Annotated in this window: 23 protein-coding genes and 1 pseudogene; 19 read left to right on the top strand and 5 right to left on the bottom strand. The window is 63.6% G+C overall.

Annotated features, from left to right (window positions below):
- Positions 1–31 precede the first annotated feature (31 nt).
- From rimK to tpiA, 7 genes and pseudogenes are all read left to right on the top strand, one after another.
- Positions 32–1,414, top strand: coding sequence for a 30S ribosomal protein S6--L-glutamate ligase (rimK, locus tag CUR85_RS13530; RefSeq protein WP_067265023.1), 1,383 nt, complete (start codon positions 32–34; stop codon positions 1,412–1,414).
- Positions 1,415–1,507: 93 nt separating this feature from the next.
- Positions 1,508–1,869: pseudogene (locus CUR85_RS13525) on the top strand (SUF system Fe-S cluster assembly protein).
- A 186-nt stretch (positions 1,870–2,055) separates the two neighbouring features.
- Complete coding sequence (locus tag CUR85_RS13520) at positions 2,056–3,267, top strand: glycerophosphodiester phosphodiesterase family protein (protein ID WP_197470913.1); 1,212 nt, start codon at positions 2,056–2,058, stop codon at positions 3,265–3,267.
- Between the two features lie 481 nt (positions 3,268–3,748).
- Positions 3,749–4,000, top strand: coding sequence for a KEOPS complex subunit Pcc1 (locus CUR85_RS13515; protein ID WP_280322690.1), 252 nt, complete (start codon positions 3,749–3,751; stop codon positions 3,998–4,000).
- Between the two features lie 113 nt (positions 4,001–4,113).
- Complete coding sequence (locus tag CUR85_RS13510) at positions 4,114–4,827, top strand: DUF3307 domain-containing protein (protein ID WP_067265016.1); 714 nt, start codon at positions 4,114–4,116, stop codon at positions 4,825–4,827.
- Positions 4,828–4,880: 53 nt separating this feature from the next.
- Positions 4,881–5,243, top strand: coding sequence for a HesB/IscA family protein (locus CUR85_RS13505; RefSeq protein WP_067265014.1), 363 nt, complete (start codon positions 4,881–4,883; stop codon positions 5,241–5,243).
- Between the two features lie 83 nt (positions 5,244–5,326).
- Positions 5,327–6,076 carry a triose-phosphate isomerase gene (gene tpiA / locus CUR85_RS13500; RefSeq protein ID WP_067265012.1) on the top strand — a complete coding sequence of 250 codons (750 nt, stop codon included), beginning with the start codon at positions 5,327–5,329 and terminating at the stop codon, positions 6,074–6,076.
- Between the two features lie 38 nt (positions 6,077–6,114).
- Here tpiA and CUR85_RS13495 read toward each other — a convergent pair whose 3' ends face one another.
- A complete protein-coding gene (locus CUR85_RS13495) occupies positions 6,115–6,576 on the bottom strand; it encodes an Lrp/AsnC family transcriptional regulator (RefSeq protein WP_067265010.1) in 462 nt (153 codons plus the stop codon).
- 144 nt (positions 6,577–6,720) lie between these two features.
- Between CUR85_RS13495 and cysG the strand changes: the two genes are divergently transcribed.
- From cysG to CUR85_RS13440, 11 genes are all read left to right on the top strand, one after another.
- Positions 6,721–8,115, top strand: a complete 1,395-nt coding sequence (gene cysG / locus CUR85_RS13490; RefSeq protein ID WP_067265009.1) for a siroheme synthase CysG — start codon at positions 6,721–6,723, stop codon at positions 8,113–8,115.
- Between the two features lies 1 nt (position 8,116).
- Entirely contained in the window at positions 8,117–8,413 is a 297-nt protein-coding gene (locus CUR85_RS13485) for a DUF2849 domain-containing protein (protein ID WP_136720162.1), read from the top strand.
- On the top strand, positions 8,413–10,089 hold the full coding sequence (locus CUR85_RS13480) for a nitrite/sulfite reductase (RefSeq protein WP_067267920.1): 1,677 nt from the start codon (positions 8,413–8,415) through the stop codon (positions 10,087–10,089). The genes CUR85_RS13485 and CUR85_RS13480 overlap by 1 nt, the downstream gene beginning before the upstream one ends.
- Complete coding sequence (locus CUR85_RS13475) at positions 10,079–10,870, top strand: phosphoadenylyl-sulfate reductase (RefSeq protein WP_067267922.1); 792 nt, start codon at positions 10,079–10,081, stop codon at positions 10,868–10,870. The genes CUR85_RS13480 and CUR85_RS13475 overlap by 11 nt, the downstream gene beginning before the upstream one ends.
- Positions 10,867–11,298 (top strand): DUF934 domain-containing protein, encoded by a 432-nt coding sequence (locus tag CUR85_RS13470; protein ID WP_067267924.1) that lies wholly within the window; start codon positions 10,867–10,869, stop codon positions 11,296–11,298. Before CUR85_RS13475 ends, CUR85_RS13470 begins: the two co-directional genes overlap by 4 nt.
- Positions 11,299–11,366: 68 nt before the next feature.
- Complete coding sequence (locus tag CUR85_RS13465; protein WP_067267937.1) at positions 11,367–12,215, top strand: ferredoxin--NADP reductase; 849 nt, start codon at positions 11,367–11,369, stop codon at positions 12,213–12,215.
- 190 nt (positions 12,216–12,405) lie between these two features.
- Positions 12,406–12,666, top strand: coding sequence for a pilus assembly protein PilZ (locus CUR85_RS13460; protein WP_067267925.1), 261 nt, complete (start codon positions 12,406–12,408; stop codon positions 12,664–12,666).
- 64 nt (positions 12,667–12,730) lie between these two features.
- Positions 12,731–13,384 carry an SDR family NAD(P)-dependent oxidoreductase gene (locus tag CUR85_RS13455; RefSeq protein WP_067267938.1) on the top strand — a complete coding sequence of 218 codons (654 nt, stop codon included), beginning with the start codon at positions 12,731–12,733 and terminating at the stop codon, positions 13,382–13,384.
- Between the two features lie 72 nt (positions 13,385–13,456).
- Entirely contained in the window at positions 13,457–14,242 is a 786-nt protein-coding gene (surE, locus tag CUR85_RS13450) for a 5'/3'-nucleotidase SurE (protein ID WP_067267927.1), read from the top strand.
- Positions 14,239–14,895 carry a protein-L-isoaspartate(D-aspartate) O-methyltransferase gene (locus tag CUR85_RS13445; RefSeq protein ID WP_067267929.1) on the top strand — a complete coding sequence of 219 codons (657 nt, stop codon included), beginning with the start codon at positions 14,239–14,241 and terminating at the stop codon, positions 14,893–14,895. Before surE ends, CUR85_RS13445 begins: the two co-directional genes overlap by 4 nt.
- A 61-nt stretch (positions 14,896–14,956) precedes the next feature.
- On the top strand, positions 14,957–16,198 hold the full coding sequence (locus CUR85_RS13440) for a M23 family metallopeptidase (protein WP_067267931.1): 1,242 nt from the start codon (positions 14,957–14,959) through the stop codon (positions 16,196–16,198).
- 57 nt (positions 16,199–16,255) lie between these two features.
- Here CUR85_RS13440 and CUR85_RS13435 read toward each other — a convergent pair whose 3' ends face one another.
- The 4 genes from CUR85_RS13435 to CUR85_RS13420 are packed head-to-tail and all read right to left on the bottom strand — an operon-like array spanning position 16,256 to position 18,801.
- The gene (locus CUR85_RS13435) at positions 16,256–17,104 is read right to left on the bottom strand and encodes an ATP-binding protein (protein ID WP_136720166.1); all 849 of its coding nucleotides are present in this window, start codon (positions 17,102–17,104) and stop codon (positions 16,256–16,258) included.
- Positions 17,101–17,958, bottom strand: a complete 858-nt coding sequence (gene tatC / locus CUR85_RS13430; protein WP_067267932.1) for a twin-arginine translocase subunit TatC — start codon at positions 17,956–17,958, stop codon at positions 17,101–17,103. Before tatC ends, CUR85_RS13435 begins: the two co-directional genes overlap by 4 nt.
- Before the next feature lie 5 nt (positions 17,959–17,963).
- Positions 17,964–18,530: a Sec-independent protein translocase protein TatB gene (gene tatB / locus CUR85_RS13425; protein WP_067267934.1), complete on the bottom strand. Its 567-nt coding sequence runs from the start codon at positions 18,528–18,530 to the stop codon at positions 17,964–17,966.
- A gap of 4 nt (positions 18,531–18,534) precedes the next feature.
- Positions 18,535–18,801, bottom strand: a complete 267-nt coding sequence (locus CUR85_RS13420) for a twin-arginine translocase TatA/TatE family subunit (protein ID WP_067268177.1) — start codon at positions 18,799–18,801, stop codon at positions 18,535–18,537.
- A gap of 183 nt (positions 18,802–18,984) precedes the next feature.
- Between CUR85_RS13420 and CUR85_RS13415 the strand changes: the two genes are divergently transcribed.
- Positions 18,985–19,647 carry a helix-turn-helix transcriptional regulator gene (locus CUR85_RS13415; RefSeq protein ID WP_067268181.1) on the top strand — a complete coding sequence of 221 codons (663 nt, stop codon included), beginning with the start codon at positions 18,985–18,987 and terminating at the stop codon, positions 19,645–19,647.
- Positions 19,648–19,662 lie beyond the last annotated feature (15 nt).

Genomic DNA, 19,662 nt, shown 5'->3' with positions numbered 1-19,662 from the left:
GCAGGCAGACCAATGACCCAAGGAGCAGGCAATGGAAAAACTCACATTCGGTTGGGAAGAATGGGTTGCCCTGCCCGATCTTGGCCTGCCCGCGATCAAAGCAAAAGTCGACACCGGCGCGCGCACCTCGGCGCTGCATGCCCATGACATCGAAGTCTTCGGCCCCGCCTCCAAGCCCAAGGTGCGGTTCAACGTGCATCCCATCGCCGGGCGTGAAGATATCTCGATCACTTGTTCCGCCCCGATCATCGACCGGCGCGAGGTGACCTCTTCCAACGGCGAATCCGAGCAACGTTTCGTCATTGCCACCACGCTTGAGGTCGGCGGCCAAAGCTGGCCCATCGACGTCACCCTGACCAACCGGGGCACCATGACCAGCCGCATGCTGCTGGGCCGTCAGGCGCTGACCGAACATATCAACATCTCGGCCACTGAACGGCGTTTGCAACCTGACCTGAATTACGACGTCTACCACACCGCCAGCCTGCGCCACAAAGCGCCGCAGCGTGCCCTGCGCATCGCTGTACTGAGCCGGGAAGACAACTATTCCACCCGCCGGCTGGTCGAGGTGGGCGAAGCGCGCGGCCATGTGGTTGAGGTGATCGACACCACGCGTTGCTATATGGCGATCAACCAACTCGCCCCCGAGGTGCATTACGACGGCAAGCGCCTGCCGCGCTACGACGCGGTGATCCCGCGCATCGGCGCGTCGATCACCCCCTATGGCACCGCCGTGATCCGCCAGTTCGAGACGATCGGCACCTATTGCGTCAACGGCTCTGCCGGGATCACCGCGAGCCGCGACAAGCTGCACGCGCATCAGGTCTTGGCCGCTAAAAAGATCGGCATGCCGACCACGGCCTTTGCCGCATCACCGAAAGACACCTCCAACCTGATGGCGCTGGTGGGCACCGCGCCGCTGATCGTGAAGCTGCTGGAGTCGACCCAAGGCAAGGGTGTCGTGCTGGCGGAAACTAAGAAGGCCGCCGAAAGTGTGATCGACGCCTTTCGTGGCCTGCGCGCCAACTTCCTCGTGCAGGACTTCGTCAAGGAGGCCGCCGGTGAAGACATCCGCTGCCTCGTGGTGGCGGGCAAGGTCGTAGCCTCCATGAAACGCACGGGCGCCGAGGGGGACTTCCGTTCAAACCTGCACCGGGGCGGCTCGGCCAAGGTCGTGCGCATCTCGAAAGAGGAACGCGATACCGCCGTGCGCGCCGCCCGTGCCTTTGGCCTCGGCATCGCCGGGGTCGATCTGCTGCGATCTGAAAGCGGGCCAAAGGTGCTTGAGGTCAACTCCTCCCCCGGGTTCGAGGGGATCGAGAATGCCACCAAGAAAGACATCGTCGGCAAGGTCTATGATGAGATCGAAGCCCGGGTGAAGCCACAGCCCGCGCGGCGTCGCAAAGGCGGATAACGGGGGCGGCAGCGGCCCCGCCCGGCTCGGGGCCACTTTACGCCCCTGCCCGCAATCCCTATATAAAACGTCGAGAATGATGCGAGGCAAGAGATGACCGAACAGACCCAACCGCTCGAAGGGACACCGCTGATTGCGCCCTCCTCCACCGATCACCCGCTTTACGAGCATGTCGTTGAGGCTTGTCGCACGGTCTATGACCCTGAGATCCCGGTGAATATCTATGAACTGGGGCTGATCTACACCATCGACATCAACGACGAGAATGAAGTCGACATCAAGATGTCGCTGACCGCGCCCGGCTGCCCCGTGGCCGGTGAGATGCCCGGCTGGGTTGCCGATGCGGTTGAGCCGATTGCCGGGGTCAAGCAAGTCAATGTGGCACTGGTTTGGGAGCCGCCTTGGGCATGGATATGATGTCGGACGAAGCCCGCCTTGAACTGGGCTTCATGTAAGCGACAGCTTTACAAGCGAAGAACAGACGCCGTCGATGCTGGACATCGGCGGCGTTTTCTTTTGGCCGCATCCCGCCGAGCGGGACGGCCAAGCATTGTTCATTTGACTGACATGATCCGGTCGTGAAACCGTTACATCGGGCACCCATAGAAGCCCCAGAACTTCATTCACGAACGGATAACATTATGCGAACACTTGTTTCTCTCGCCGCTCTGGCCCTCGCGCCCGGCATGGCGCTGGCCCAGGCCGATGCTGCCGCGACCCCGGTCGAATACGGCCCCCGCCCGGCCTATCTGGTGGACAAGCTGCCCGAGGGCGCATTGAAGGACAAGCTGGCCTCCTGCATGGGGCAAGACGCCACCAAGACCGATTTCTCCATCGGCCACCGTGGCGCGCCGCTGATGTTTCCTGAGCATACCGTGCAATCCAACGTCGCCGCCGCGCGTATGGGCGCGGGCATCTTGGAATGCGACGTGACCTTTACCGCCGATCATGAGCTGGTCTGCCGCCACGCGCAGAACGACCTGCACACAACGACGAACATCCTCGTCTCCGATCTGGCCGAGAAATGCACCACCGGCTTCACCGCCGCGTCAGGTGACACGCCCGCCAGCGCCGAATGCCGCACCTCCGACATCACCTTGGCCGAGTTCCGCACCCTGACGCCCAAGATGGACAGCGCCGACAAGACCGCCACCACCGCCGAAGACTATCAGGGCGGCGTCGCGAATTGGCGCACCGAGCTTTACAGCGATAAGGCCGATCTGATGACCCATGCGGAATCGATTGAACTGTTCAAATCTCTGGGCGCCAAGTTCACGCCAGAGCTGAAATCCCCCTCCGTCGAGATGCCGCATGAGGGTTTTTCTCAGGAAGACTACGCGCAGAAGCTGGTGGATGAATATGTCGCCGCAGGCATCCCCGCCTCCGACGTTTGGCCGCAGTCCTTCAACCTCGAAGACGTGCTTTACTGGGTTGATAACACACCCGAATTCGGCAAGCAGGCTGTCTATCTGGTGCAATGGTCCGACGGTTTTGATGAGCAAAAACCCGAGACTTGGGCCGAAGATTTCGCTGATCTGAAAGCCAAGGGCGTGAACTACCTCGCCCCCTCGCTCAACATGATGCTGACCAACAAGGACGGCGCCATTGCCGCATCCGAATACGCCATGGCCGCGAAAGAAGCGGGGCTGACCCTGATTGCATGGACGCTGGAGCGTTCCGGCCCGCTCGCCTCCGGTGGCGGTTGGTACTTCCAGTCGGTCAATGACATCGTGAAAGACGACAGCGACTATCTGGTGGCGCTGGATGTGCTAGCTCAAGATGTCGGCGTGGCCGGTGTCTTCTCAGACTGGCCTGCGACCGTAACCTATTATGCGAACTGCATGGGCCTCTGATCGGTCCTAGCCGTTAGATCGCCAGTAGGGCCGCCCCTCTCGGGCGGCCCTTTCCCGTGGCCGGGCTTGCATGGATTTCGCCTTCCTGCGACATTGCGGGAAACAAGGGGCAAGCCATGGAAACTTGGGCAATTTTTACCGGCGATATCGTGAAATCCTCCGCGATGAGCCGGGCGGAGTTGGATGCCATCTTCGCGCGCCTTGATGATGCCTCCGAGGCGCTGACTGCTTGGCAAGGCCAGCCCGCCCGGATGACCCGTTTTCGTGGAGATGGCTGGCAGATGGCCGTGGCGCCCACTTTCACCTTCCGCGCAGCCCTCGTCCTACGCGCCACCGTGCGCCGCTGCGGCAAGACCGCTGACACCCGCTTTGGCATCGGTATCGGCCCCGCGCATTTCGCAGGTAACGACCTATCCCGCGCGGACGGAGCGGCACTGGTCAGCTCCGGCCACGCGCTCGACAACATGCCCGCGCGCGACGCATGCACGCGCCCGACGCCCCCCTCGCCCTGCGCACGGCCCTGCCCCTCGCCGACCGGATCGCGGGCGGCTGGACCAAGCGCCAAGCCGATGTCGCCTATTACATGCTGGCCCCCGACCCGCCCGTCCAAGCAGAGCTTGCGCGGCAGTTTGACCTGACGCAGCAGAGCGTGCAGGGCCATGTGGAGGCGGCGGGGATCGATGAGTTGCGGGAGGTCTGCGAGGTTCTCGAGGCGCGCAAAACAGCTTTTTAAGCCTGTTTTACCGAGTTACAGCCAAATTAGACTGTTAGGCACTGTAAGAAAACACTTGTCCCGGCTCGCCATGGCTTTTCAAATGGACGCCATCACCAACTACCGGAATTTCCATGACCGAACAGGCCATCGCCACCGCTCTCGCTTGCCTAATCGCTCACCTTCTGGCCGATTTCGTTTTTCAAACCAATGCGATGGTCGCCGCCAAGCGCAAGCCGCAGGTGCTGCTGCTCCACGGCGCTATCGTCTTTGCCCTGACCGCATTGGCCCTCGGCGGCAGTTTGATCCCTGCCGCCCTCCTCGCGCTTGCCCATACCGCGATTGATGCGCTCAAGACCTACGCCGTGCCGGAGCACCAGCGCGACCGGCTTTGGCCCTACCTTACCGATCAACTTGCCCACCTCATCAGCATCGTGGCCCTTGTCCTCTATGCGCCCGATGCCTTTGCCAGCGGCATCTGGGCCGACCACAGCGGTACGCTCATCCCGCCTGCGCTGTTCCTTGCCGGGCTGATCACCGCGACCCTTGCGGGCGGTCCGGCGGTGGGCGGCCTGATGCTGCCACACAAAGCTCAAGCCCAACCGGATGGGCTGGAGAATGCGGGCCGGATGATCGGCCTGCTGGAACGCGCGTTGATCTTTCTAATGGTCATGATCGGCGAGCCTGCGGGTATCGGTTTTCTCATCGCGGCAAAGTCGGTTCTGCGCTTTGACACCGTGAAAAAGAACCAAAAGATAAGCGAATACGTGATTATCGGGACGCTGGCCTCATTCGGCTGGGCGCTCATCGCCGCCTTCGCCACCAAGGCCGCAATGAATTCCTTCTGACGGCTTGAGATCGCCGCGCCGCACCCCTATCTTGGCGGCATAGGAGATTTGTGATGTTTGGCATTCCCGGCAAGCAAGCCGTTACCATGACCCCCAAAGCCGCTGGCCAGATTGCGAAGCTGATGCAATCGGCGGGCCACGCCGGGCTGCGCATTGGCGTCAAGAAAGGCGGCTGTGCGGGGATGGAATACACCATGGAATACGTCGAAGCGACCGACCCCAATGATGAGGTGGTCGAACAAGACGGCGCGCGGGTGATGATCGCGCCCATGGCGCAGATGTTCCTCTTCGGCACGGAAATCGACTATGAAACAACACTGCTCGAGTCCGGTTTCAAATTCCGCAATCCCAATGTGACCGAAGCCTGCGGCTGCGGCGAATCCATTAAATTCGACGAAAGCCTCGGCGCGAAGTGAGCGCGCCGATCTGCCCCGGCCTTGACGAAAGGCCACGGGCCTGCGAACTGATCTGGCAACAGTAACAGATCAGGACGGAACCGATGCGCCCCAAAATCGCCGCCGGCAACTGGAAAATGAACGGCACCGCCGCCGCGCTGACAGAGCTTCACAACCTTGCCACCGGCCTGCCCGAAAACCCGCCGCAGGTCGTGATCTGCCCGCCCAGCACCCTCCTCTTTCGCGCCACCGACGCCACCCATGGCAGCCCGATCCAGATCGGTGCACAGGATTGCCATGCCGAAGAAGCGGGCGCCTACACCGGCGATATCTCTGCCGCGATGGTTGCCGACAGCGGGGCGAGCCATGTGATCCTCGGCCATTCCGAGCGCCGCGATGCCCACCGCGAGACCGATGCCGATGTGCAAGCCAAGGCTGTTGCCGCATGGGGTGCCGGTCTCACCGCCATCATCTGCATCGGCGAAAGCGAGGCTGAGCGGGACGCGGGCCAGACCCTCGACATTATCGGCGCGCAGCTCGACGGCTCCCTCCCCAATGCTGTGGAGGCCGGGAACACCGTTATCGCTTATGAGCCGATTTGGGCCATCGGCACCGGCAAAGTCCCCAGCATTGCGCAGATCAAAGAGGTGCATGACTTCATTCGCGCCCGCCTGATCGACCGTTTCGGCGCGGAGATCGGCAATGCGCTTCCCCTGCTCTACGGCGGTTCGGTAAAAGCCGCGAATGCGGTCGAAATCTTCGCCGTCGAAAACGTCGATGGCGCGTTGGTCGGCGGGGCCAGCCTCAAGGCCGAGGATTTCGCGCCTATCGTGACGGCCCTCGCCCAGTCCTAAGCCAATGCGGGGCGGCGGAGGCTCCCGCCGCCCTCCTCTTACAGCGGCAGCATCGTCGTCGATTTGATCTCTTCCATCGACAAAAGCGCTGTGACGTTATGCACTTTCACCTCTGAAATCAGCGCCTGATAAAAGACATCATAGGCCCGCGCGTTCTTGACCCGCACCTTCAGGATATAGTCGATATCCCCCGCCAGACGGTGCGCCTCTTGCACCTCGGGCCGGTCTTTCAACGCCTGCAAAAACGCCGCCTGCCAGGCCGCCTCATGCTCTGACGTGCGGATCAGGACAAAGAAACAGGCCTCGAACCCGAGCGCTTCGGAATCCAGCACCACGGTCTGCTGACCGATGACCCCGGCTTCGCGCAGCTTGCGTATCCGATTCCACACCGGCGTCTTTGAAGACCCTACTTCACGGGCAATATCGTCTAGCGATTGGCTCGCATCCCGTTGCAGCTGCGCCAAAATCTTCCGGTCGGTCTCATCAATTCGGACAGTCATTCTCTTCTCTCTCGTCCCGGCAGGACGTTCATACTCAACCTGCGGCCAAAGCGAACGCATGTTCTTATCTGCGCCAGCATATAGCCAATTATCGGGAATATTTCCTATATAAGAGGTCACGTCAAACAGAATACAGGGCGCATCATGGATCACTTTCCCATCTTCCTCGCCACCCGCGGGCAAAAGATCCTCCTCTCCGGCGGCGGCGAAGCCGCTCTGGCCAAGCTGCGTCTGCTGATGAAAACCAAAGCGGCGCTGCATGTCTTCGCCCCCGACCCGGCGGCAGAGATCGTAGATTGGCAAGCGGCAGGCAAGCTCACCCTGCACCGCCGCCCCCTCACCGCCACCGATCTGCCCGGCGCGCGGTTGTTCTATGCAGCGGATGAGGATGACGCGCTGGATGCCGAGAATGCCGCGCTGGCCCATGCGGCTGGCGTACTGGTCAACATCGTCGACAACCTGCACGACAGCGAATTCATCACCCCCGCCATCGTCGACCGCGATCCGGTGACCGTGGCCATCGGCACCGAAGGCGCCGCCCCGGTGCTGGCCCGTGCCATCAAGGCCGATCTGGAAGAGCGTCTGCCCGTCACCCTCGGCCCGCTGGCGCGCATCGGCAAAGGCTTTCGCAAGCTGGCCGATGCCCTGCCCATGGGCCGCGCGCGCCGTGATTTCTGGCGGGAGTATTATTTCGCCACCGGCCCCCGCGCCATGGCTGAGGGCAAGGATACTGTGCGCCCGGCGCTGAAAACCCTGCTGCACACCCACCTCACCCGCAAAGCCCGCGCAGGCCATGTGGCATTTGTCGGCGGTGGCCCGGGCGACCCGGAACTGCTGACGCTCAAGGCCCGCCGCGCGCTGGATGAGGCCGATGTGGTGATCTACGACCGGCTGATCAGCCCCGAGATCCTCGAACTCGCCCGCCGCGAGGCGCTGATGATCGACGTCGGCAAAGAAGGTTTCGGCCCCTCCACGGCCCAAGAGCACATCAACGCCCTGCTGGTCGAACACGCGCAAAGCGGCGCACAGGTGGTGCGGTTGAAATCCGGCGATGCCACGGTCTTTGGCCGGCTCGACGAAGAGATCGACGCGGTCGACGCCCATGGCATCGGCTGGCACATCGTGCCCGGCATCACCGCCGCCTCCGCCGCCGTGGCGGGCATCGGGCAGAGCCTGACCAAACGGGGCCGCAATGCCTCGGTCCGCTTCCTCACCGGGCACGACATGAAAGGTTTCGCCGATCACGACTGGGCCGCCCTCGCGCGCCCGAATGAAGTCGCCGCGATCTATATGGGCAAGAAATCCGCCCGTTTCGTCCAAGGCCGCCTGCTGATGCACGGCGCCGACCGCGCCACACCCGTCACCGTGATCGAAAACGCCTCGCGCGCCGATCAGCGGGTGCTGTCGACCACGCTGAACGATCTGCCGCGCGATCTGGCCGATGCCGAAATGACCGGCCCCGCGCTCACCTTCTACGGCCTCGCCCCGCGCGCCGCCGTCCAAGTTGCCACCGAAACCCCGCTAGAGGAGCTGGCCTGACATGCCCAAACCCTTCACCCCCAAGGTCATCACCGCCAATGCGCTGCTCGAAGGCGATGTCGTCTATCAAACCGCCACCGGCTGGACCCGCAAGCTCAGTGAGGCCGAAGTCCTCACCGATGAGGCCGACGCCGACCTGCGCCTGATCGACGCGCTGAGCCAACAGGATTTGGTCGTCGGCGTCTACCTCGCCGATGTGGCCCCCGAAGCGGGCGGCCCCCGCCCCACCCATTTCCGCGAAGAGTTCCGCGCCACCGGCCCCTCGAACTACGCCCACGGCAAACAGGAGACCGTCTGATGTACAGCTACACCGAATTCGACGACAAATTCCTCGCCGAGCGCAACGCCCAGTTCCGCGCCCAAGTCGAGCGCCGCATCGACGGCTCGCTCACCGAGGATGAGTTCAAACCCCTGCGCCTGATGAACGGCCTCTACCTGCAACTGCACGCCTATATGCTGCGGGTGGCGATCCCCTATGGCACGCTGAACAGCGCCCAGATGGACCAACTCGCCTATATCGCCGAGCGGTGGGACAAGGGCTACGGCCATTTCACCACGCGCCAGAACATTCAGTACAACTGGCCCGAATTGCGCGATGTGCCCGATATGCTCGACGCGCTGGCCGAGGTGAAGCTGCATGCGATCCAAACCTCCGGCAACACCATCCGCAACGTGACGGCGGACCATTTCGCCGGGGCCGCCGCCGATGAGGTCGCCGACCCCCGCCCGGTGGCCGAGTTGATCCGCCAATGGTCCACCGACCACCCCGAGTTCCAGTTCCTGCCGCGCAAGTTCAAGGTCGCCGTCACCGGCGCCGCCGCCGACCGTGCGGTGATCAAGGCCCATGACATCGGCCTGCGCATCGTCGAACGCGATGGCGAGCAGGGTTTCGAGGTCATCGTCGGTGGCGGCCTTGGCCGCACCCCGATGATCGGCAAGGTGCTCTATGATTTCGTGAAATATGAAGACCTGCTGCCCACGCTCGAAGCCATCGTCAGCGTCTACAACGTGCTCGGCCGCCGCGACAATAAGTACAAGGCGCGCATCAAGATCACCGTCCACGAGAACGGCATCGAAGACATCCGCGCCCGGGTCGACGCGCAATATGCGCTGATCCGCGACCAGTTCACCGGCATCGACCAGCAAATGCTGTCGCGTATCGAAGCCGATTTCGCAGCACCCGCGTTCAAAACAGCCTCCCTCGGGGCCTACGAGTCCGCCTATGCCAACGATCCGGTCTTCCGCGCCTGGGCCGATACCAACCTCGCCGCGCACCGCGCGCCCGGCTACGCCATCGTCTCGATCAGCCTCAAGGCCCATGGCGCCACGCCCGGCGACGCGACCGCAGACCAAATGCGCGTGATGGCCGACCTCGCCCGCCGCTTCGGCCATGACGAGCTGCGCATCAGTCATGAGCAGAACGTGATCCTGCCCCATGTGCACCGCAGCGACCTGCCCGAACTGCACGCCGCGCTGAAAGAGGCGAAACTCGCCACCGCCAACATCGGGCTGATCTCCGACATCATCGCCTGCCCCGGCATGGATTACTGCGCGCTGGCCACCGCGCGTTCCATCCCCATCGCGCAGGAAATCGCCACCCGTTTCGACGAGCTGAAGCTCGAACATGACGTGGGCCCGCTCAAGATCAAAATCTCCGGCTGCATCAACGCCTGCGGCCACCACCACGTGGGCCATATCGGCATCCTCGGCCTCGACCGCGCAGGCGTGGAGAACTACCAGATCACGCTCGGCGGTGACGGCACCGAGGACGCAAGCCTCGGCACCCGCACCGGCCCCGGCTTCTCGGCCGAGGAGATCATCCCCGCCATCGAACGCCTCGTTCTGGGCTATCTCGACCTGCGCAACGATCCCGGCGAGACCTTCCTGCAAGCCTACCGCCGCCTCGGCCTCGCGCCATTCAAAGCCGTGCTCTACCCCGACGCGGCAGAGAAGGATCGGGCCAATGCCGCTTGACACCCCTGAACTTCATCCTTTCTCAAATACCGATGCGCCGCCTCCCGAGGGGCTGCGCGCGGTCGAGGAAAAGGTGACACGGCTCAACGCCGAGTTGCGCCACCACGGGGCGACGGATGTGATCCGCCGCGCCGATGCGGAGATTGAGAACCTTACCCTCGTCTCCAGCTTCGGCGCGGAATCGGTGGCGCTGTTGCACCTCGCCTCCATGGTCTCGCGGGACATCCCGGTGCTCTTTATCGACACCGAGATGCTCTTTGCCGAAACCCTCGTCTACCAGCAGGAGCTGAGCGAGCGCCTCGGCCTGCGCAATGTCACCACCCTGCGCAGCGCAGAGATCGCAGCACAGGACCCCGATGGCACGCTGCACCAATATGACACCGACGCCTGCTGCGCCCTGCGCAAGACCCGGCCCCTCCAGAGCGCACTTGCGGGCTATGACGGCTGGATCACCGGGCGCAAACGCTTTCAATCGGGCAGCCGCGCGGCCTTGGAGTTTTTCGAGACCGAGATCCCCGAAGACGGTGCAGCACCCCGGATCAAAGTGAACCCGCTGGCCTATTGGGCCAATTCCGATGTGGCCGACTACATCACCGAAAACCGCCTGCCCCGGCATCCGCTGGTGGCCAAGGGCTACCCATCGATCGGCTGCGCGCCCTGCACCTCGCCCGTGGCCCCGGGCGAAGACCCGCGCGCCGGGCGCTGGCGCGATCAGAACAAAGAAGAATGCGGCATCCATTTTGTGAACGGCAAAGTGGTCCGAACAGGAGACAAATCATGAGCGTACTCGTCACCGACACAGGCTTCACCGCCGACGACTGGACCCAAGGCTATTGCGAGGATAGCGCCGCGAACGATTGCCGCGCCGTCGATCTGGCCTCTGACGCCGATGCCCATGCCCTCACGCTGACCCCGGCGCTTGAGATGATCCGTGTCGATTTCCCCTCTTTCGCGGATGGGCGCGGCTTTACCATCGCCCGCGTCCTGCGCCTGCGCGGCTACAAGGGCCGCCTGCGCGCCCACGGGCATGTGCTGGCCGATCAATATGCCATGGCCCGCCGCGCCGGTTTCGATGAGGTCGAGATCGACGATGATCTGGCCGCCCGCCAGCCTGAGGACCAATGGCTGGCCCGCGCCGATTGGCAGGCCCATGACTATCAGTCCCGCCTGCGCGGTGCCGCATCCGGACCGGCGACCGCGGCCAAATAGGCCGCTTCATTGCCCTCCCCCCTTCCTTGCCATAAGTAGAGGCCGCAACCCGATTTGCGGAAACCATGATGACCGAGCAGAGCACAGTGAACCAAACCGCCGCCAAGCCCGTCCCGACATTGCCCGACGCCCAGACCGTGACCTCGGTTACGCACTGGACCGATCAGCTTTTCTCGTTCCGGGTGACCCGGCCCGCTTCGCTGCGGTTCCGCTCGGGCGAGTTCGTGATGATTGGCCTGATGGGCGACCCGCATCCCGAAACCGGCAAGCAAAAACCGCTCTTGCGCGCCTATTCCATCGCCTCGCCCGCCTGGGACGATGAGTTGGAGTTCTACTCGATCAAAGTGCAAGACGGCCCGCTGACCTCCAAGCTGCAGCACATCCAGCCCGGCGATCAGATCATCCTGCGGCCCAAACCCGTGGGCACGCTGGTCCATGACGCGCTGCTGCCCGGCGACCGGCTGTGGATGTTCGCCACCGGCACCGGCTTTGCCCCCTTCGCAAGCCTGCTGCGCGAGCCTGAGACCTATGAGAAATTCGACGAGGTCATCGTCACCCACACCTGCCGCGACGTGGCAGAGCTTGAGTATGGCCGCCAGTTGATCGAAGGGCTGAAGGCTGACGAGCTGATGCAGGAACTCATCGGCCCGGAAAACCTTGCCAAGATTCGCTATTACCCGACCACCACCCGCGAAGAGAGCCCCAAGATGGGCCGGATCACCAATCTTTTGCAGGATGGCACGGTGTTCGAAGATCTGGGCGTGCCCCAGATCAATGCCGCCCATGACCGCGCCATGGTCTGCGGCAGCCTTGGGTTCAACAAGGATATTATGGAGATTCTCGAAGGCTTTGGCCTCACCGAGGGTGCCAATTCCGACCCTCAGCATTTCGTCGTCGAAAAGGCTTTCGTCGGCTAAGCCGAATTAAGCCTTACGAAAGGTCGCAGCGTTACAACCAAGGTGTCGGCGCAGCTTTGCCGACGCTTTGGCAGAACCCTGCGCATCCCGAAAACGCCCCCTTCCGCTGCACTGCGGCAGGGCTTAGCTGACGCCTTGCGAGCGCGGGGGACTGCCGCGCGAAACGCAACCACAGGCGAAAGGCATATCAATGGCGAGCAATGGGACCCCGACCCCAAAGAAAGTCTCCGATCTGGCAACTCAGAAGGCCGACTTGTCCAGCACGGCGCTAATCGGCATCTTCGGCAGCGACAGCACGCCCGGCGCGCTGATCCGCGAAGGTGGCGGCAAAATCTCCCGCGTCGAAGTGGGCGATCAGGTCGCCGGCGGCGTCGTCTCCGCCATCGGGCAAGGGACGTTGGTGCTCTCCAGCCGCCGCGGCAATCAAGTGCTGCGCCTGCCGCAGGGCTGAAACCTTGAGGGAGGCGCCGCGCGCGCCTCTTGACCTGCCGCGCGGGGCAGTGCACATCCCGCGCATGAGCAAGACAGCATTGATCACCGGCGCATCGCGCGGCCTTGGGGCCGCATTGGCAGAAGCCTTGGCCCCAACCCATCACATCATCGCGGTCGGTCGCACGACCGGCGCGCTCGAAGAGTTGGACGACCGTATCCAAGCCAAGGGCGGCAGCGCCACCTTGGCGCCGATGGACATCACCAACGCCGATGCCATGGCCGTGCTGTGCCGGGGCATCCATGACCGTTGGGGCGGGCTCGACCTTTGGCTGCACTGCGCCGTCCACGCGGCCCCGCTGACGCCGACCGATCACATCGACGCCAAGGATATGGAGAAATCCATCGCCGGAAACGTCACCGCCACCGCGCGTCTGATCACCTTCGTCTCACCGCTCTTGGGGGCGAATGGCACAGCGGTCTTCTTTGACGATCCGCGTGCGGGGACGAAATTCTTCGGCAGCTACGGGGCCACCAAGGCTGCGCAGATCGCGCTGGCGACCTCTTGGCAGGTCGAGACCGCGCAGATCGGCCCCCGGGTCCATATCCTCACGCCCGAGCCGATGCCCACCGCCACCCGCGCGCGCTTCTTCCCCGGCGAAGACCGCGCGGCGCTGAGCGACACCGCCACGCAGGCCGCTGCGGTATTGGCGCAACTGTCGGAAAACTCCGCCTCCTGAACCGCGCGGCACCGGCGCGCTGCGCTTGCCGCCGGTCCGCCCCTCGCCTATCAAGGCAAAAAGGGGCCATTCATGCGTATTTTGATTACAAACGATGACGGCATCAACGCGCCCGGTCTGGCCGTGCTGCGCGCCATTGCCGAGGAACTGGCCGGGCCTACGGGCGAGGTCTGGACCGTGGCACCGGCGTTTGAGCAATCCGGCGTCGGCCATTGCATCAGCTACACCAAGCCGATGATGATCACGCAATTGGACGAACGCGTCTTCGCCACCGAAGGCTCCCCCGCCGATTGCGTCCTTGCCGCGATCCATGACACGATGACCGCCGCACCCCCCGATCTGGTGCTCTCCGGCGTGAACCGGGGCAATAACGCGGCTGAAAACGCGCTCTATTCCGGCACGCTTGGCGGCGCGATCGAAGCGGCGTTGCAAGGGCTTCCGGCCATCGCCCTGTCGCAATACTACGGCCCCGCCAACCGCGATCTGGCCGATCCTTTTGAGGCCGCCGCCCAGCACGGCGCCGAGACCTGCCGCCGCATTTTAGATCACAGCCCCAAAGAAGACGCGGCCTATGGGCTTTTCTACAACGTGAACTTCCCGCCAGTGGCGGGCGCTGATGTGCGCGGCATCCGGCTGGCCCCACAGGGCCGCCGCCCCGGCACCGGGTTTTCGACCGAAGCACATCTGTCGCCCTCGGGCCGCCGCTTTTTGTGGATCAAGGGCGGCGATCAGCGTGTGCAAACGGCACCGGGCAGCGATGCCTGCGTCAACCTTGATGGCTATGTCTCGGTCACCCCGATGCGCTGCGACCTGACGGATCACGCGGCCCTCGAAACGCTGGCGGGCATCAACGGATGAATGAGCCCCCCATCTCTGAAGCGGAACGCAAAATGCAGTTCCTCTACGCGCTGCGCTCCAAGGGCGTGACCGATGCGCGCGTGCTGACAGCGATGGAAGCGATCGACCGCGGCCCCTTCATCCGCGGCCTCTTTGCCAGCCGCGCCTATGAGGACATGCCCCTGCCCATCGCCTGCGGCCAGACCATCAGCCAACCCTCTGTCGTGGGGCTCATGAGCCAAGCCTTGCAGGTGTCGTCGCGCGATAAGGTGCTCGAAATCGGGACCGGCTCGGGCTATCAGGCCGCGATCCTCAGCAAGCTTGCCCGGCGGGTCTATACGATCGACCGGCACCGCCGTCTGGTGCAAGAGGCGCGCGGTGTCTTCGAGGCGATGGATTTGACCAATATCACCGCGATCACCGCCGATGGCAGCTTTGGCCTTGCCGAACAGGCCCCCTTTGACCGGATCATCGTGACCGCCGCCGCCGAAGACCCGCCCGGCCCCCTGCTCGCGCAGCTAAAGGAAGGCGGCATCATGGTACTGCCCGTCGGCCAATCCGACACGGTCCAACACCTCATCCGCGTGCGAAAGACCGCTGATGGGCTGGAATACGACGAATTGCGTGCCGTGCGCTTTGTCCCCCTGCTGGAAGGCTTGGGCAAGGACGGCTAATAGGTTACAGAGACACGGACAACGCCCCATACCGTCTGGGGGCGAAGATGAGGACTTGCAGATGCGCCAAACACGCTTGCGCCGCCCCATGCGGCTGACCCTAATGGCCGGGACCAGTGCGATACTGCTGGCAGGTTGCGAAAATCAGCCCTTGGATTACGACATGCGCAGCACCTTTGGCGATGGGTTCTCCACCGCCGAAGCCGCGCGCGGGCCTTTGGCAGACCGGCCCAAGCCCGACGCACGGGGCGTAATCTCTTATCCCAATTACCAAGTCGTCGTCGCCCGCCGGGGCGATACGCTGAAAGACGTGGCCGCACGTGTGGGCGCCGACAGCGGCGAATTGGCCCGCTACAACGGGATCGATCAGGGCGTCCCCCTCCGCCAGGGTGAGATCATCGCCCTGCCCCGCCGCGTCTCTGAGCCTGCGCCGGGCACCAATGGCGCCGTGGACATCACCACCCTTGCCGGCAGCGCCATCGACCGCGCCCCGGCGACCCCCAGCGTGCAGACCCAAAGCCTGCCGCCCGCAGGCACCACCAGCACGCCTGCGCCGCAGCCCGCGGCACCGCAGGCGAAAGAGCCTGTGCGCCACCGGGTCGAGCGTGGCGAGACCGCCTATACCGTGGCGCGCCTTTACAACGTGCCGGTCAAGGCATTGGCCGAGTGGAACGGCCTCGGCCCCGATTTCGCGATCCGCGAGGGCCAATTCCTGCTGATCCCGGTTGAGAAACAGGCGCCCCCGCGTCAGGCGACCAATACCACGTCGAGCGCCGCCGCCTCGCGCCCCGTGCAGCCGGTCACCAGCGCGCCCGGCGCAGGCACCCCCACACCGACGCCGCCCTCTGCCGCCAAACCGCTGCCGCAGGATGAGACCGCACAGCCCCTGCCGCCCAGGGTCGAGCCGAAAGAGCCTGTGGCCGATGTGGGCAAGCCCACCGCCCCGGCAAAGGCGACCAAGATGACACCGCCGGTCCAAGGCTCCATCATCCGCGCCTATTCCAAGGGCAAGAACGAGGGCATCAACATCAAGGGCAGCCCCGGCGGGCCGGTGAAAGCCGCCGAGGCGGGCACCGTCGCCGCGATCACCAAAAGCGCTGAGGGCATCCCGATTGTCGTGGTGCGCCATGCCAACAACCTGCTCACGGTCTATGCGAATGTCGACGGCGTGAATGTCGCCAAGGGCGATAGCGTAAGCCGTGGCCAGCAGATCGCCAAACTGCGCGGCGGATCGGAATCGCATGTGCATTTCGAGGTGCGCAAAGGCTTTGAGAGCGTCGATCCGACGCCCTATATTCAGTAACCAAACGACAAAGGACCCGCAGAATATGCGGGCCCTTTCGCCAATACCGTCCGGCACTCAACCGCCCGAAACGGGAACGCCTTTCCTGCCCGCCAAATCCACGAAATACTGCCAAGCCACCCGGCCCGAGCGGGCGCCGCGTGTGGCCTGCCATTCGACAGCCTCCGCGCGCAATGTGTCGTCGTCGATCTCTACGCCGAAGGCATCGCAATAGCCGCGGATCATCGCCAGATATTGGTCCTGATCGCAGGGGTGGAACCCCAGCCAGAGCCCGAACCGGTCAGAGAGAGAAACCTTTTCCTCGACCGCTTCGGAAGGATTGATCGCGCTGCCGCGCTCGTTCTCGATCATGTCGCGCGGCATCAGGTGGCGGCGGTTCGATGTGGCATAGAGCACGACATTCTCGGGCCGCCCTTCGATGCCCCCATCCAACACGGCCTTCAGCGATTTGTAATGCGCGTCGTCATGGCCAAAGCTGAGGTCGTCGCAAAACAGGATGAACCGCTGCGAGGCGCCGCGCAGGAGGGATAGAAGCCGCCCGACCGACGGCAGGTCTTCGCGCTGTAATTCAACGATGCGCAATGCTTCATGTGATGCTTGAACATCCGCGTGTATCGCTTTGACAAGGCTGGATTTCCCCATACCCCGCGCACCCCAGAGCAGCGCGTTGTTCGCAGGCAACCCCGCCGCGAATTGGCGGGTGTTAGACAAGAGCGTATCCCGCGCCCGATCCACGCCCACCAGAAGCGGCAGGTCGATCCGCGCGACCTGAGGGACCGGCACCAGACGGTCGGGGTCGGTGTGCCAGACGAAGGCAGTTGCCGCATCAAAGTCCGGGGCGGCGAGCGGCGCGGGAGACATACGCTCCAGCGCCGCCGCGATACGGTCCATCGGATCATTGATCACAGCAGGTCTTCCTCGTCTTCGTCGTCAAAGTAGCCCTCTTCGCGCAGCTTTTCGTTGCGCTTTGTCTCGACCCGGCGCACGAGGAAGATCGAGATTTCGTAAAGGCCGTAAACCACCACGAAAAGGATCACCTGCGTGATCACATCCGGCGGCGTGACCAGCGCGGCCAGCACGAGGATCGCCACCACCGCATATTTGCGCACATTGGCCAGCCCTTCGGAACTGACCAGCCCCGCCTTGCCCATCAGCGTCAGCAGAACCGGGAGCTGGAAACACAGGCCAAAGGCCACGATGAATTTGATCGTGAGCGACAGATACTCCTGCGCCGAGCCTTGGAAGGCGATGGCGGCGATGCCGTTCTCACCATCCGGCCCACCGACCAACGTACCGGCCTGCTGGAAGCCAAGGAAGAAGTCGAAGGCCAGCGGCGTGACGACGTAGAAGGCGAAAGCCGCGCCAAGGAAGAACATCACTGGCGAAGAGATCAGGAAGGGCAGAAAGGCCCCCTTCTCGTTCTTGTAAAGCCCCGGCGCCACAAAGCGCCACAGCTGGTAGCTGATGAAGGGGAAGCCCAGCACCAGACCGCCCAAGAGAGAGATCGAGATCGCGACGAAGAAACCCTCTTGCAGCTTGATCAGGATCAGCCCGCAATCCTCTTGCCCCCGTTCCGCCATGGCCGAGCAGAGCGGTTCGGTCAGGAAGTTGAAGATCGGGTTCCAGACGGTAAAACAGATCACCATCCCGATGATGAAGGCGATGACCGAATGGATGAGCCGCGTGCGCAGCTCGGCCAGATGCTCGATCAACGGGGCGGAACTGTCGTCGATCTCGTCATAATCGTCGGTGGCGCTCATTCAACTCACTCTTTCTTGGCGGCAGCTTTGGGTGCCGTTGAGGTCTTGGCGGCGGCATCGTCCGATGCCGCTTGGGCCTGACCTGCGTCTTTTTCGATTACGGGCCGCGCCGGGGCGTCCTTGGCCGGGGCGGCGTCCGAAAGCTTCGCCTCTGCCGCTTCGGCCTCGGCCATGGCTTCCGCCGCTTCGCGTTGCTTGCGTTCGGCGGCGGCCCGCGCGGTGCTGGCTTGGATTTTCTTCACATCCTCGGCCTTTTGCGCCGCCATTTTGCCGGTCTCGCTTTCGGGGTCGAAGTTGGTCAGCGACCGGGTCGCGTCCTTGACCTCATCCATGGCGCTGCCCAGCGGGTTGCTGGCCGTTTTGAGCGATTTGTTCAGCGACGATGACATCTCGCGCATGCCGCTTTCATCGGCGGCATCGTTCATCGCTTGGCTGAATTCACGCGCCATGCCTTTGGCCTTGCCCACGAATTGCCCGACGCGCCGAAACAGCACGGGCAAGTCCTTGGGGCCGACCACGATCAGGGCCACCACGCCGATGACTAAAAGTTCCGTCCAACCCAGATCGAACATCGGGTTACACCCGGTCCTTGTCGGCCTTCAGGTCGGTCTTGGGATGGGTGCCCTGATCGGCATGTTCCGGCAGGTCAGCATGGTGCACGTCTTCGACATGTTTGATCTCGTCGCGCTTGTTCTCTTCTTCGCCTTCGCTGATGCCCTTTTTGAAGCTGGTGATGCCCTTGCCGACTTCGCCCATGAGCGAGGAAATCTTGCCACGGCCAAAAAGCACCAGCACGACAACCGCGATCAGCAGCAGGCCCGGCAGTCCGATATTGTTCAACATGTCTGTTCTCCCATCATGTTTGGCGCATTCTCGTCGCGCCAGTCTGCACCGTGATAGCGGGCGGCGCCGGGACCATGAAGGGGCAATGCGGCGGATGCGCGGTGCTGCGGGCGAAGGACTGCCGATTTTCGCGCGTGCAATTCGAGTTGTGACATGTTTTTGTCAGGAGTATCAGGAGGCATGATGGTATCAGCGAAAACCGAAGATCGGCTTGTCCGGCTGATTGACAGGCTGCGGGATGGGCGGCTGCACCGGGCCGAGGATCTGGCCCGGCAGTTCGGCGTTTCCCCCCGCACGATCTACCGCGATATGGGCAAGCTCAGCGCGGCGGGCCTGTCCATCGCTGGGACGCGGGGCGAAGGCTATCGGATCATCCCTGCGATCACCCTGCCCCCGCTGACCCTGACGGCGGCGGAGTTGGAGGCGCTGAACCTCGGCCTCGCCGTGGCAGCAGAGGTGGGCGACCCTGCCCTGCAAGCCGCAGCAGAAACATTGGCCGCCAAGTTCGACGCGGTGCTTCCGACCGAGACCATTGCCGAGGGTGCCGCATGGGCGCAGGCGCTGAGGTCGCAGGGCAAAGCCACGCGGGTTTTCACCCATCTGCCGGTGCTGCGCGCGGCGATGCAGGCCCGTCAAAAGCTGCGGATTGCGGTGATCGGCGAAGCGCCGCAGGTGGTGCGCCCGCTTGAGGTGCGTAATTGGGGCCGGTTCTGGCTGCTGACGGCCTGGAGCGAGGGGGCGGCGGATTTCGTGACCCTGCCGCTTGATCAGATCGAGAGCGCTGAGCCGCTACCGGAGTTGTTCGTGGACGAGCCGGGCAGAACGCTCGCGGATCATCGCCCCTAACCCCAGATCAACGCC

It is taken from the genome of Sulfitobacter faviae (genome assembly GCF_029870955.1).
GTDB lineage: Bacteria > Pseudomonadota > Alphaproteobacteria > Rhodobacterales > Rhodobacteraceae > Sulfitobacter > Sulfitobacter faviae.
This window is presented reverse-complemented; position numbering and strand designations above follow the sequence as displayed.

Coding starts and splice junctions, on each gene's coding strand:
- CUR85_RS13475 (WP_067267922.1), top strand. CDS start 10,079: ATGCCGCTTGACACCCCTGAACTTCATCCTTTCTCAAATACCGATGCG.
- CUR85_RS13495 (WP_067265010.1), bottom strand. CDS start 6,576: ATGACTGTCCGAATTGATGAGACCGACCGGAAGATTTTGGCGCAGCTG.
- CUR85_RS13485 (WP_136720162.1), top strand. CDS start 8,117: ATGCCCAAACCCTTCACCCCCAAGGTCATCACCGCCAATGCGCTGCTC.
- CUR85_RS13440 (WP_067267931.1), top strand. CDS start 14,957: ATGCGCCAAACACGCTTGCGCCGCCCCATGCGGCTGACCCTAATGGCC.
- CUR85_RS13470 (WP_067267924.1), top strand. CDS start 10,867: ATGAGCGTACTCGTCACCGACACAGGCTTCACCGCCGACGACTGGACC.
- CUR85_RS13510 (WP_067265016.1), top strand. CDS start 4,114: ATGACCGAACAGGCCATCGCCACCGCTCTCGCTTGCCTAATCGCTCAC.
- CUR85_RS13445 (WP_067267929.1), top strand. CDS start 14,239: ATGAATGAGCCCCCCATCTCTGAAGCGGAACGCAAAATGCAGTTCCTC.
- CUR85_RS13420 (WP_067268177.1), bottom strand. CDS start 18,801: ATGTTGAACAATATCGGACTGCCGGGCCTGCTGCTGATCGCGGTTGTC.
- cysG (WP_067265009.1), top strand. CDS start 6,721: ATGGATCACTTTCCCATCTTCCTCGCCACCCGCGGGCAAAAGATCCTC.
- tpiA (WP_067265012.1), top strand. CDS start 5,327: ATGCGCCCCAAAATCGCCGCCGGCAACTGGAAAATGAACGGCACCGCC.
- CUR85_RS13480 (WP_067267920.1), top strand. CDS start 8,413: ATGTACAGCTACACCGAATTCGACGACAAATTCCTCGCCGAGCGCAAC.
- surE (WP_067267927.1), top strand. CDS start 13,457: ATGCGTATTTTGATTACAAACGATGACGGCATCAACGCGCCCGGTCTG.
- CUR85_RS13415 (WP_067268181.1), top strand. CDS start 18,985: ATGGTATCAGCGAAAACCGAAGATCGGCTTGTCCGGCTGATTGACAGG.
- CUR85_RS13460 (WP_067267925.1), top strand. CDS start 12,406: ATGGCGAGCAATGGGACCCCGACCCCAAAGAAAGTCTCCGATCTGGCA.
- CUR85_RS13465 (WP_067267937.1), top strand. CDS start 11,367: ATGACCGAGCAGAGCACAGTGAACCAAACCGCCGCCAAGCCCGTCCCG.
- CUR85_RS13520 (WP_197470913.1), top strand. CDS start 2,056: ATGCGAACACTTGTTTCTCTCGCCGCTCTGGCCCTCGCGCCCGGCATG.
- CUR85_RS13515 (WP_280322690.1), top strand. CDS start 3,749: ATGCACGCGCCCGACGCCCCCCTCGCCCTGCGCACGGCCCTGCCCCTC.
- tatC (WP_067267932.1), bottom strand. CDS start 17,958: ATGAGCGCCACCGACGATTATGACGAGATCGACGACAGTTCCGCCCCG.
- tatB (WP_067267934.1), bottom strand. CDS start 18,530: ATGTTCGATCTGGGTTGGACGGAACTTTTAGTCATCGGCGTGGTGGCC.
- CUR85_RS13455 (WP_067267938.1), top strand. CDS start 12,731: ATGAGCAAGACAGCATTGATCACCGGCGCATCGCGCGGCCTTGGGGCC.
- rimK (WP_067265023.1), top strand. CDS start 32: ATGGAAAAACTCACATTCGGTTGGGAAGAATGGGTTGCCCTGCCCGAT.
- CUR85_RS13505 (WP_067265014.1), top strand. CDS start 4,881: ATGTTTGGCATTCCCGGCAAGCAAGCCGTTACCATGACCCCCAAAGCC.